The following is an 11,898-nucleotide window of genomic DNA, read 5'->3' on the forward strand; positions in this document are numbered from 1 at the left end:
TTTAATGAAGAAAAGAGGTCCTTTAATTAACTAAAGCAAAGGGGAATGCGTATGAAAAGAAATCCAACCTTTTTGGAAGCTATATCAACAATTCTTGTAATGGTTATTGTCGTAACAATTGGGTTTATTATATTTAAAATTCCAATCCAAGTTTTATTAATTGTATCTTCAGCATATGCAGCATGGATTGCAATTCGTGTAGGGTTGAAATGGAAAGATTTAGAGAAAGGTATAACACATCGATTAACCACTGCTATGCCTGCCATATTCATTATTTTAGCTGTAGGTATTATTGTAGGAAGTTGGATGTATGCTGGAACGGTACCAGCTTTAATTTACTATGGTTTGAAATTTTTAAACCCACATTATTTTCTAGTTTCAGCATTTATTATTTCAGCAATTTGTAGTTTAGCAACAGGTACAGCTTGGGGTTCAGCCTCAACAGCGGGTATTGCACTCATATCTATTGCACATCAATTAAACGTTGATTTAGGAATGGCAGCAGGTGCTATTATCGCAGGTGCTGTATTTGGTGATAAAATGTCTCCACTATCTGATACTACGAATTTAGCTGCTTTAGTTACTAAGGTAAATATATTTTCTCATATAAGATCTATGATGTGGACAACAATACCAGCTTCCATGGTTGGATTAATTGTATGGTTTTTTGCGGGATTCAATTCTAAGGATAGTGTTAATACAAAACAAATTAATAAACTACTTAATGAGTTATCTAACATATATCATTTGAATTTCTGGGTCTGGGTACCACTAATAGTTATTATTATTTGCTTATTATGCAATATATCTACTGTACCATCGATGTTACTTTCGAGTTTAAGTGCGATTATAATTGGTTCATTAAATAATCACTTTGATATAATTGATGGTTTTAAATCGACATTTAATGGGTTTACTCCTGCGATGACGGGGAATCAGCATCTTTCTGATAATGTTAAAGCATTGATTGAACAAGGTGGAATGATGAGCATGACCGAAATTTTAGTTACAATCTTTTGTGGTTATGCATTTGCTGGCATTGTAGAGAAATCTGGTTGTTTAAATGTTATGTTAGAAACTGTGTCAAAAGGTGTAAAGTCAGTGGGAACACTTATATTAATTACTGTATTTTGTTGTTTAATATTAGTCTTTGCGGCAGGTGTTGCATCGATAGTAATTATTATGGTTGGCGTATTAATGAAAGAAATGTTTGATGATATGAATATAGATAGAAGTAATTTATCTCGAACTTTAGAAGATTCAAGCACAATGGTTTTACCTTTAATACCTTGGGGAACTTCAGGAATTTACTATACGCAACAACTAGGCGTATCGGTGGATCAATTCTTTATTTGGACAGTGCCATGTTATTTATGTGCAATATTAGCTATAATATATGGATTTACTGGAATAGGTATTCGTAAAAAGGGCAACCAGGTTAATGTAAATAATTCGTAAAATAAATGTTTAATATTTTGTGAGATGGTTATAGTATTATATGTTAAAACATTACATAGATATTTTTGTAGCGAGAATTGAATCCATGCGCGATGATTATACGAATTTATTAGCATCACACAAAAGTTAGATTTAACAAATCAAGAAACAATGAATTTGTTCTATATAAATAAGGATGAACAGTACGTTTTAGTACCGTTCATCCTTTTTGATGCACTCATAGGTTTATAAAAAAGGGATGCCCTGGTTGGACATCCCTTTTAAATTGATAATTTATTCAAATTAGTGAATGTAGTTATAAGAAGCAGCTTGGCTAGCTGAGATAGTACGTGAAGTTACAACACCAGCACCGTGACCGTAGTTCATTTCTGATACTGTTACTGAACCATTACTTCCAACACTTTCAACATATGCTACGTGACCGTAAGCACCTTGAGAAGTTTGTAAAATTGCACCAGCAGATGGTGTATTGTTTACTGTGTAACCAGAAGCAGCAGCAGCGCTTGCCCAGTTATTAGCATTACCCCAAGTTGAGCCGATTCTACCGCCCACTTTATCATATACATAATATGTACATTGACCGCTAGTGTATAAGTTACCACCAGAACTTGTTGAGTTAGAGATAGATACACCGTTTGAACTTGATGATGGAGCAGTTGTAGTTGTTACTTTAATATTACGTTCTGAAGTAGAGTAGCTAGCGCCTAAACCGCCACCATTTTGGTTGTATGAATTATATGATTGAGTATTATAGTTATTGTTGTAATTATTATAGTTATTATAGCTGTAGTTGGAATTATTGTTGTAATTATTATAGCTATAGTTATTGTAGTTGTTATTTGAATAATTTGATTGACTAGAGTGATTTACTTGATTTGGGCTCCAGTTACCTTTCCAAGTGTAGTGATAGTTACCTTGTTGGTCGATAGTGTAAGAGTAGCTGTATGAAGTTGGGTCATTTGGATTATATCCTTGTTCTGCTGCATGTGCCTCATGACCATGTCCAGCGATAGCGATTGTTGCAACTCCTGCAGTAGCGATTGTAGCTGTAGCGATTTTTTTCATTGTAAAATTTCCTCCTGAGAATTAAATTAATATTTTATATTTAATAGTCATTTGATGACCTTTGGGTCCTGTGATTAATATGTTTCTTAACGACAAGACATACTTTATCAGAAAAAAATCAATTTGTGTGCGTTGTTATCATTTTGTAATTTTTTGCTAATATATAGTGTTGATATAAATATAATAAGTAATTTTTTGTAATATTGAATGATATTGATATGACAGTCTTTAAAAGATTTTATGAAAATATCACTCATTTCTTTGTAACATTACTGTAAAATTATGGAAAAGTTTAATTTGATATAAAATGAATAGAATATGTAATTGCAGTAATAAATTTTTACATTACTTTTTAAAAAAAGTGACTATGAATCATACATAAATTGAAATTTTACAATCAATCATGGCTAAGAACAAGGGAAGCAAAGGGATAATGCATTTTAAAATATTTAGATAAGATAATAAAATGATATAATTAGTTAAAAGTTTGCTACTGGTAATACCGAAATAAAACATACAATTATATATGAAGATAGACATTCGATTAAAGTGATTTAGTAAATGCTCATGCGTTAACTAAAAGACAATAGTAAATAAAATTATTGGGGAAGTTAATTTTATTTCTGATTATGTCATGTCTTTATATATTATAAAGTGAGAGGACGTACGTATGATTGATAACTTTTCGGTAAAACTTTTAAAAAATATAAAGATAAGTAGGCAAAAGGAATCGAATATAAAATTAATCTATTGGTTAAAAGGTTCAGGTCAAGTTAATTTGAATTTAGAAAGATTTAAAATGAAAGATAGAGATTTATTATTCGTTATGCTAAATGACATATATTCAATTGAAAGCGAAGAAGAAGCGGTTGTCGTGAGTATTGAAATAGCATTTAAAGACTACTTAAAATATGCAGATGATTATATAAAATCTAATGGTTATAAATTTGCATCAATTGAGCGGAAACAATTAGAACCGTTTATTATCAAATTACTTGAATTTGAAAGTCGAAAACCATTTATACCACAAATTAAAGATAAATTAGCAAAACATCTATGTGTAGAATTGGGATATGTTCAAAGAAAGCATCGAACACACTATAAATTAGAAAATGCTTTAGTTGATAATGTGCATGAGTATATTATTGAACATCATCATCAGAAAATAAGCCGACAACATTTAGCTAACGCTTTAAATATGTCTGCTAAAGAGTTGAGTGAAATCATTAAATACCATACACCATATCATAATATAACCCAATACATAAATGATGTCAGATTAAAGTTGGCTTTAATAGATATAGTAATGAGTAATGACTTAATTCAAGATATTGCTTTTAAGCACGGTTTTAATCATTTACCGCATTTTATTGCATTATTTAGTAGGAAATATGGCACCACCCCTGGTCAAATAAGAAATAAGAAACAACCGATGCAATATAATACGTTTGAATTGCCATTTGATGAAGCGGCACAATTATTGATTGCTGAAGCTAAAAGTAAATATTATTAGTTGATCTATCATTCAAAACATTAATTTTATATTTTGCTAGTGCATACGTTAATAATTTATTACATATAAAGCTTCAAATTAGTTACTCTTTACTTATGAAATGATATGTGAAAATCATAGTGACTTGTCAGTATTTAATGTAAATGTCTATCTTTTAAATCTCCTATAAATATAGGTATGAAGATGAAGACATGAGGTGACAGATATCATGGATAAGAAAAAATTTGAATCGTTATTGTTCTATTTAATATTTATGAAAGCAGTTAGCGAAACACTAAAATGTACTTATAATATCAATCTTGAACAATTAAAAGTATTAAATGAAATTATTAAATATGTACAAAAGCAAAATTGTGGTATTTATATAGAAGATTTAATTTCATTATGTCCGATTTCTAAAAGACGAATGCGTCACCATCTTGAACATTTATATCACATGGGATGGATTGAGAAATTAAGAGATGATAAAGATCAACGTAAAGTGTTGCATTCACCATCAAAGTTATATCATGAAAAATTAGATATCTTATTTCAAGAAATTGAAGAAGTACTAAAATTAGAGTATTTAAGATATGACATGAATTTTAATCACTTGATGGAATTATCTTATGTAATCGTGCTATATAATGCACTAAACCATGTGAAACGTGTGGCAAAACAATTTGATTTAAATCTTGATGAGTTGATTATTTTAGGAAAGATTTTCACTCAAACAAAAGTAGTTTCATTGAAGTCAATGCACGCAATATCACAGCATTATTTAATATGTATTAATTCGGTTATCAACGATTTACATCAAAAAGGATATATTCACAAATATCGTAATCCCAATGATGAACGGTTAGTAAATATAAAATTAATTGAATCTCGAGCACTTGAAACTAAAAGTATATTCGTTCAATGTTACAATAAGCTTGAAGCGGAAATGAAACGTAATCAATAACATTAAAGGACAAGGAGAATGAATGTATGTTTCTTGATAATGTAAATCCAGATGATTTATTCCCAACAGAGAAAAAGGGACCATCAGTCTTGGGAATGATTGAATATAATGTACAAGGCCAAAGCGAGTTTGAAGGTGCTTTTATAGCTACTTCAGAACGATTAATTATGAATGTAGACATGAATGGACAATTTTATTATAGAAATATTCCTTATAATGAAGTAGAGAACATTGAATATGATGGTAGCGATATTATATTTACCTTTAATATCGGAAAAGTACCAATGAAACAAATTCAAACAAAAGAAGTACAGCCATTTGTAGATTTTGTGGCATCAAAAATAAATCTAGATGATTAAGATAGATGTCATCGTAGATATTTTAAAAATGACAATAATAAAATGTTAAGAGGTTGGAATATCAATACATGTTCCAACCTCTTATAATGTTTAGTAACCATGTGTTATTAATATAGAAGGAAATCGTATCATTACTTTCCAAATATGCGATACCTTTATGAAGTGAATGGGTAATATATATCATTTCAATTCGGCTATACTTTTAATTGATTATATATAATTTAATTGTAGTGATGTGTATTTGAGATATAATATCATTTTAATTTCATAAAAATATTGAAATATTATACTTAAATGTTATAAAATAAATTTCATAGCATAAGAAATGTTTAGTAAGTAATAAAAAGTCGACATGAACCTTGTAGCAACAAGACGTACATCAGAGGAGTGGTTTAGAATATGGGACAAATTAAAGACATTAATGATTTAGTTAACGCAACATTTCAAGTTAAGAAGTTCTTTAAAGACACTAAAAAGAAATATAATTTAAATTATGAAGAAATTTATATTTTGAATTATATTGCTAGAAGTAAAACAAATGAAATAACTTCAAAAGAAATTGCAACGTATTCAGAGTTCAAACCTTATTACTTAACTAAAGCATTACAGAAGTTAAAAGATTTACAATTATTATCTAAAAAGCGTAGCATACAAGATGAAAGAATAGTTATTGTTTATGTAACAGATGAACAACGTGAAAAAATTAATATGTTGATTGACGAATTAGAACAATATATTTAATAATCAATCTTTATTAATTGAAGGAAAAGACTCAAGATGTGAGATGAATGTCTCAATATCTTGGGTCTTTTCTTATAGGTATGTTAAAGTGCAAACTTTAACTTGATAATGTCGAGTGGTAAACTAAGAATGAATAACTAAGACGATGAATAGGTGATATAAGGAATGGAATCATTTTTAATAAATACTGATATTCAAAGAAAATGGATTGCTAAATTTAAAACAATTGAAGAAACATTTAAAAGTAGAGCGGAATATAATGACTTGCATTCAAGTTTTCCTTTTAAAAATATAGAATGGCTCGTTGAAGAAGGGTACAGTTTATTAACGCTACCAGTTGAATATGGTGGAGAAGGTGGCACGATAGAAGATATGGTTGTGCTACAAAGTTATTTAGGTGCCATTGACGGAGCTACTGCTTTGTCTATAGGCTGGCACTTAAGTGTAGTTGGACAGTTGTACGAGCAAAATATGTGGGATCAAGCTTTACTTGACGATTTTGCGAAAGAAATAAAAAACGGGGCATTAGTGAATAGAGCTGTAAGTGAAGCGGATACCGGAAGCCCAACACGCGGAGGAAGACCAGCGACACATGCTACCAAAATAGACAATGGTTATGTTCTAAATGGTGTCAAAACGTTTACATCTATGAGTAAAGCACTAACGCATTATATCGTTGCTGCTTATGTTGATGAAATTGAATCAGTTGGATTCTTCCTTGTACCTAGAGAGTATAAAGGTGTGGAAATTGCTGACAATTGGAATATGGTAGGTATGCGAGCAACAGAAAGTCATGACCTAGTCTTAAATGATGTCGTTGTACCATTTGAATATTTTGTAGAAGGAAGAAGAAAACCCCAACCTAATGGATGGATATTACACATTCCAAGTACTTATTTAGGAATAGCACAAGCTGCAAGAGATTACGCAATTGAATTTGCGAAAAATCACGCACCAAACAGTATTGATGGTACGATAGCTAATTTACCTACTGTTCAGCAAAATGTAGGGAAAATGGAATCATTGTTATTATCAGCACGTCATTTCTTATGGAGTACTGCGAAAGGATATCAAACATTAGATAAAAATCCGAATGTATGGAATGAAACGTCAGCAAGTAAAGTATTAGTGATGAATCAAGGCTTGGAAGTAATTGATCTCGCAATGAGAATCGTTGGTGCTAAAAGTTTGGAAATGGAACGTCCATTGCAGCGATACTACCGCGATATGCGTGCTGGATTGCATAATCCACCAATGGAAGATGCAGCCTATACAAATATTGCGAAATCAGTTTTAGGTTTATTTTAAAGTTGTATTAGATTTTTAAGTGGAATATAGCAATATAACATTTTTATAATAGTCATTAATTAACCACTCATTTTATTATATGTAATTGTAAATTTAATAATTAAATATAGCGAAATTACTTTATTAGCCTTACTCAATTAGTATTGAGAAGGCTAATTTTTAATTTAATAAATAATTAAAAAATCTATTGTAATTATCCACTAAGCAAGTTATAATTTTAATGAAATTGATAATCGTTATCATTGGGAGGAAATTATGAAAAAGTTAATCTTACCTTTACTTGCTTTAATCATCGTTTTAGCTGCATGTGGTAATAATGGTGGTTCAGGTAAATCAGATTCTAAAGAAGAAACAAAATCATATAAATTAGATAGTGGTAAAACTATTAAAATACCGAAAGACCCTAAACGTATTGCAGTTGTTGCACCTACGTTTGCAGGTGGATTACATAAATTAGGCGCTAATATCGTTGCTGTTAATAACCAAGTTGACCAAAGTCCGATTTTAAAAGATAAATTTAAAGATACGACTAAAATTGGTGAAGCTGATGTAGAAAAAGTTGCTAAGAAAAAACCAGATTTAATTATCGTTTACTCAACTGATAAAAATATCAAAAAATACCAAAAGATTGCACCAACAATTGTAGTTGACTATGGTAAACATAAATACCTAGAACAACAAGAAATGTTAGGTAAAATTATGGGTAAAGAAGACGAAGTTAAAAAATGGGAAAACAAATGGAAAAAGCAAACTGAAAAAGATGGTAAAGAAATCAAAAAAGCTATCGGTAAAGATTCAACTGTTTCAATTTTAGATGAATTTGATAAAAAAGTTTACACTTATGGCGATAACTGGGGCCGTGGTGGCGAAGTATTATATCAAGCATTTGGTCTGAAAATGTCTAAAGGGCAAGAAAAATTAGTTAAAAAAGCAGGTTGGTCTGAAGTTAGCCAAGAAAAAGTTGAAGATGTAGCTGGAGATTATATTGTTTCAACTGGTGAGGGCAAATCGAAACCAAGTTATGAAACAACTAACATTTGGAAAAACTTACCAGCAGTTAAAAATCATCACGTAATTGAAGTTAAAGCTGAAACATATTGGTACAATGATCCATATACACTTGACTTCATGAGAAAAGATTTAAAAGATAAATTAATTAAAGCTAGCAAATAAACTATAAACATACACACGACTATCAATTTTTTAAATGAAATTCAGAGCTATGATTACGTATAATGTAGTCATAGCTCTATTTACATATAAGGAGGAAAAAGGAATGACTAAAGTATATTTTAATCATGATGGTGGCGTGGACGATTTAATTTCATTATTTTTGTTATTACAAATGGAAGATATTGAATTAGTAGGAGTAAGTACAATTGGCGCAGATTGTTATCTTGAACCCTCACTTAGCGCATCGTGTAAAATAATTAATCGATTTTCTAACGAAGCGATTCAAGTCGCACCTTCATATGAACGTGGCGCAAATCCATTTCCAAAAGAATGGAGAATGCATGCTTTTTTCATGGATGCACTACCAATTTTAAATGAAAGTACAATGAATCAATCATCATCAGCAAGTGATGTAGAAGCATTTCAAGATATTATGAATGTGCTAAAAAAATCAGATGACAAAGTGACATTATTATTTACAGGACCACTTACAGATTTAGCTAAAGCACTAAAAGAAGAATCAACAATTACTAATAAAATAGATAAACTAGTGTGGATGGGTGGTACTTTTTTAGAAAAAGGTAATGTAGAAGAACCAGAGCATGATGGTACCGCTGAGTGGAACGCGTTCTGGGATCCAGAAGCAGTAAAAACAGTATTTGATAGCGACATTGACATTGAAATGGTAGCTTTAGAAAGTACAAATCAAGTTCCACTGACTACAGACATACGTCAAATGTGGGCAGATGAACGCCAGTATATCGGTGTGGATTTCTTAGGTGTAAGTTACGCGGCAGTTCCACCATTAACACATTTTGTAACGAACTCAACGTATTTTTTATGGGATGTATTAACAACAGCGTACGTAGGAAGAAACGATTTAGTGCAATCAATTCAATTAAATGTTGATGTCGAAAGCAAGGGACCAAGTCAAGGTCGTACGTTTATTAAAGAAAATGGTAGACCAATCAAAGTAGTTAATAACGTAAAGCATGATGCATTTTTCAAATACATTACTGATTTGGCAAAAAAAGTAAATTAAATCTACTTAATGTAAACTTTTTGTTTTATAAAGTTTACATTAATGGTATAATCTTTCTCGTAGAAGGAGGATACAACATGAATACAAGAAATTTAGTATACACAGCGTTAATGACAGCAATTATTTGTGTTTTAGGTTTAGTGCCAGGAATTCCATTACCAATTATGCCAGTACCTATCGTATTACAAAATATTGGTATCTTTTTAGCAGGAATCATTCTTGGTAAAAAATATGGCGCATTAAGTGTCATTGTTTTCTTATTATTAGCAGCAACAGGCTTACCAGTTTTATCTGGAGGACGTGGAGGAATCGGTGTATTTGCAGGTCCATCAGCAGGGTTCTTATTCTTATATCCAGTTGTTGCATTTTTAATTGGAATGATTAGGGATCGTTACTTTGGTAAAATTAATTTCGCTATATTATTTGTAGCGACATTAGTATTTGGCGTTTTACTCTTAGATATTGTTGGAACGATTATTATGGGCTTCATTATACATATACATGTAACCAAAGCGATTCTGTTATCATTCACATTTATGCCAGGAGATATTATTAAAGCAATTGTAGCTAGTCTCATTGGTGCTACAATATTGAACCATTCTCGCTTTAAAAATCTGATACAATAAACCTATCTAGTTTATAGAATAGGTGGGGATGATATTGGTGCGTATCTCAATTGATCATATTGCACAAGATGGAGACAAATATTTAGAAGATCGTCAAAAGATTATTTATCTGACACCCTCAGAACCATTAAAATACGATACTAACAAATGGGTCTATAAAGAAGTTCCAACCATTAAAGAGTGGTATAAAGATATGGATTCACAATTTGAACTACATCAACAACAGCAATCTAATCATTTAGCATTTTCTTTCCCTGAAAATGAACAACTAGATGCGACATGGTTAGAATGTATAAAAAAAGAGGGATTTGAGCTTGGCATCTTAGAATTCTATATAATAGAAGGAAAGCAACTTGCTCAGTTGGCTAGTAGAGATGATATAGTCATTCAAATCGTTGATAATAGTAACAAGGAAGATTATTTGAATATTTTTTATTCATTCGCTTTACCTTATGGCAAACCATTTGCTTTAGATAGTGTTAATCATTTGAGAAGACAAATACAAAATAATGAAGATAGCACATTGAGATTAATCGCATATTTAAATGAACAGCCAGTGGGATCTGTTAACATTATTGAGACTGAAGAAACAGTTGAAATTGATAGTTTTGGCGTTTTGGAAAGTCACCAACGACAAGGTATTGGCTCAACATTACAGGCCTATATAGGTCAATTAGCGGGAGAACGTCCAGTTATACTTGTCGCAGATGGAGAAGATACTGCTAGAGAAATGTATGTAAAGCAAGGATATACGTATCAAAGCTTTATTTATCATATTGTAAAAGAGAATATTAGATAATGAACAAGCCACCGATTCATATGATGAATTATCTTATGAATCAGTGGCTTTAATACGTTCTGGATGACTATATACATTGAAGTTACCATCTCTGATGAAACCTATAGCTGTAATATTTAAATCATTCGCTAATGTGATGGCTAATGTAGTCGGTGCTGATTTTGATAGTATGACGCCTACGCCAATTTTAGCTGCTTTAAGTAAAATTTCTGAAGAAATGCGACCGCTGAAAATTAACACTTTGTTTCTTACAGGAATACGTCGCTCAAGGCAAAATCCATAGAGTTTATCAAGGGCATTATGGCGACCGATATCTTGACGATGTTCAAAAAAAGCATCACCATCGCTAATAGCAGCATTATGTAATCCACCTGTCTTTTTAAATAAAGTGCTAGCACTCTGAAGTCCTGTCATCATATTAAGTACTTGTTTGGGTGATAATGTGATTTTAGACATAGATGTTTTAGCAATTGCCGCATCATTATGAAAGTAAAACTCTCGACTCTTACCACAACAAGACGCAATCATACGTTTAGATGAGTATGTGAAACGATCACCTAAATCTTTTGTTAATTCTACATGAGCAAACCCTTTACTATCATCTATTTGTAAAGACTGTATCTCTTCTTTTTTATAAATAGCCCCTTCGGATGCTAAAAAGCCAATAACTAATTCTTCCATATGAGTAGGACTACAAATGACAGTTGCGAACTCAGTACCATTAACCATGATTGTTAAAGGAAATTCAGTCACATAACTATCTTTTGTTTCAAATAATTCTCCGTCTTCATATCGAAGGATAGTTTGTCCTTGTAACACATCTTTATCCATAATTATTTTCTCCTTTAGGCACATGTATTACTATAATAAA

The 11,898-nt window shown here is 31.2% G+C and carries 12 protein-coding genes; 10 read left to right on the forward strand and 2 right to left on the reverse strand.

Features of this window, described 5'->3' with window-relative positions:
- Nucleotides 1-51 precede the first annotated feature (51 nt).
- Nucleotides 52-1,458: a Na+/H+ antiporter NhaC gene (gene nhaC / locus HYI43_03585; GenBank protein ID UDI77678.1), complete on the forward strand. Its 1,407-nt coding sequence runs from the start codon at nucleotides 52-54 to the stop codon at nucleotides 1,456-1,458.
- A gap of 282 nt (nucleotides 1,459-1,740) precedes the next feature.
- On the opposite strand, the gene HYI43_03590 is transcribed toward nhaC, so the two are convergent.
- Entirely contained in the window at nucleotides 1,741-2,523 is a 783-nt protein-coding gene (locus HYI43_03590; protein UDI77679.1) for a CHAP domain-containing protein, read from the reverse strand.
- A 670-nt stretch (nucleotides 2,524-3,193) separates the two neighbouring features.
- Here HYI43_03590 and HYI43_03595 point away from each other — a divergent pair.
- The 9 genes from HYI43_03595 to HYI43_03635 all read left to right on the forward strand — a co-directional run bounded on the left by HYI43_03595 (nucleotide 3,194) and on the right by HYI43_03635 (nucleotide 11,027).
- Complete coding sequence (locus tag HYI43_03595) at nucleotides 3,194-4,036, forward strand: helix-turn-helix transcriptional regulator (GenBank protein ID UDI77680.1); 843 nt, start codon at nucleotides 3,194-3,196, stop codon at nucleotides 4,034-4,036.
- 208 nt (nucleotides 4,037-4,244) lie between these two features.
- Nucleotides 4,245-4,979, forward strand: coding sequence for a hypothetical protein (locus HYI43_03600; protein UDI77681.1), 735 nt, complete (start codon nucleotides 4,245-4,247; stop codon nucleotides 4,977-4,979).
- A 26-nt stretch (nucleotides 4,980-5,005) separates the two neighbouring features.
- Nucleotides 5,006-5,338 (forward strand): PH domain-containing protein, encoded by a 333-nt coding sequence (locus HYI43_03605; protein ID UDI77682.1) that lies wholly within the window; start codon nucleotides 5,006-5,008, stop codon nucleotides 5,336-5,338.
- Between the two features lie 399 nt (nucleotides 5,339-5,737).
- Nucleotides 5,738-6,079, forward strand: a complete 342-nt coding sequence (locus tag HYI43_03610; GenBank protein ID UDI77683.1) for an Rrf2 family transcriptional regulator — start codon at nucleotides 5,738-5,740, stop codon at nucleotides 6,077-6,079.
- A gap of 165 nt (nucleotides 6,080-6,244) precedes the next feature.
- Nucleotides 6,245-7,387: an acyl-CoA/acyl-ACP dehydrogenase gene (locus HYI43_03615; GenBank protein UDI77684.1), complete on the forward strand. Its 1,143-nt coding sequence runs from the start codon at nucleotides 6,245-6,247 to the stop codon at nucleotides 7,385-7,387.
- A 255-nt stretch (nucleotides 7,388-7,642) separates the two neighbouring features.
- Nucleotides 7,643-8,560: an ABC transporter substrate-binding protein gene (locus HYI43_03620; GenBank protein UDI77685.1), complete on the forward strand. Its 918-nt coding sequence runs from the start codon at nucleotides 7,643-7,645 to the stop codon at nucleotides 8,558-8,560.
- Nucleotides 8,561-8,663: 103 nt separating this feature from the next.
- Nucleotides 8,664-9,602 (forward strand): nucleoside hydrolase, encoded by a 939-nt coding sequence (locus HYI43_03625; GenBank protein ID UDI77686.1) that lies wholly within the window; start codon nucleotides 8,664-8,666, stop codon nucleotides 9,600-9,602.
- Nucleotides 9,603-9,679: 77 nt separating this feature from the next.
- Nucleotides 9,680-10,228, forward strand: a complete 549-nt coding sequence (locus tag HYI43_03630) for a biotin transporter BioY (protein UDI77687.1) — start codon at nucleotides 9,680-9,682, stop codon at nucleotides 10,226-10,228.
- A gap of 28 nt (nucleotides 10,229-10,256) precedes the next feature.
- Nucleotides 10,257-11,027, forward strand: a complete 771-nt coding sequence (locus HYI43_03635; protein UDI77688.1) for a GNAT family N-acetyltransferase — start codon at nucleotides 10,257-10,259, stop codon at nucleotides 11,025-11,027.
- A gap of 33 nt (nucleotides 11,028-11,060) precedes the next feature.
- On the opposite strand, the gene fdhD is transcribed toward HYI43_03635, so the two are convergent.
- Nucleotides 11,061-11,858, reverse strand: a complete 798-nt coding sequence (fdhD, locus tag HYI43_03640; GenBank protein ID UDI77689.1) for a formate dehydrogenase accessory sulfurtransferase FdhD — start codon at nucleotides 11,856-11,858, stop codon at nucleotides 11,061-11,063.
- Nucleotides 11,859-11,898: the final 40 nt, after the last annotated feature.

This window comes from Staphylococcus taiwanensis, from assembly GCA_020544305.1.
Lineage (GTDB): Bacteria > Bacillota > Bacilli > Staphylococcales > Staphylococcaceae > Staphylococcus > Staphylococcus taiwanensis.

Excerpts from the sequence above, each read along its gene's own strand:
- HYI43_03595 (UDI77680.1), top strand. The coding sequence starts at position 3,194 with ATGATTGATAACTTTTCGGTAAAACTTTTAAAAAATATAAAGATAAGT.
- HYI43_03630 (UDI77687.1), top strand. The coding sequence starts at position 9,680 with ATGAATACAAGAAATTTAGTATACACAGCGTTAATGACAGCAATTATT.
- HYI43_03605 (UDI77682.1), top strand. The coding sequence starts at position 5,006 with ATGTTTCTTGATAATGTAAATCCAGATGATTTATTCCCAACAGAGAAA.
- HYI43_03610 (UDI77683.1), top strand. The coding sequence starts at position 5,738 with ATGGGACAAATTAAAGACATTAATGATTTAGTTAACGCAACATTTCAA.
- nhaC (UDI77678.1), top strand. The coding sequence starts at position 52 with ATGAAAAGAAATCCAACCTTTTTGGAAGCTATATCAACAATTCTTGTA.
- fdhD (UDI77689.1), bottom strand. The coding sequence starts at position 11,858 with ATGGATAAAGATGTGTTACAAGGACAAACTATCCTTCGATATGAAGAC.
- HYI43_03620 (UDI77685.1), top strand. The coding sequence starts at position 7,643 with ATGAAAAAGTTAATCTTACCTTTACTTGCTTTAATCATCGTTTTAGCT.
- HYI43_03600 (UDI77681.1), top strand. The coding sequence starts at position 4,245 with ATGGATAAGAAAAAATTTGAATCGTTATTGTTCTATTTAATATTTATG.
- HYI43_03590 (UDI77679.1), bottom strand. The coding sequence starts at position 2,523 with ATGAAAAAAATCGCTACAGCTACAATCGCTACTGCAGGAGTTGCAACA.
- HYI43_03635 (UDI77688.1), top strand. The coding sequence starts at position 10,257 with ATGATATTGGTGCGTATCTCAATTGATCATATTGCACAAGATGGAGAC.
- HYI43_03625 (UDI77686.1), top strand. The coding sequence starts at position 8,664 with ATGACTAAAGTATATTTTAATCATGATGGTGGCGTGGACGATTTAATT.
- HYI43_03615 (UDI77684.1), top strand. The coding sequence starts at position 6,245 with ATGGAATCATTTTTAATAAATACTGATATTCAAAGAAAATGGATTGCT.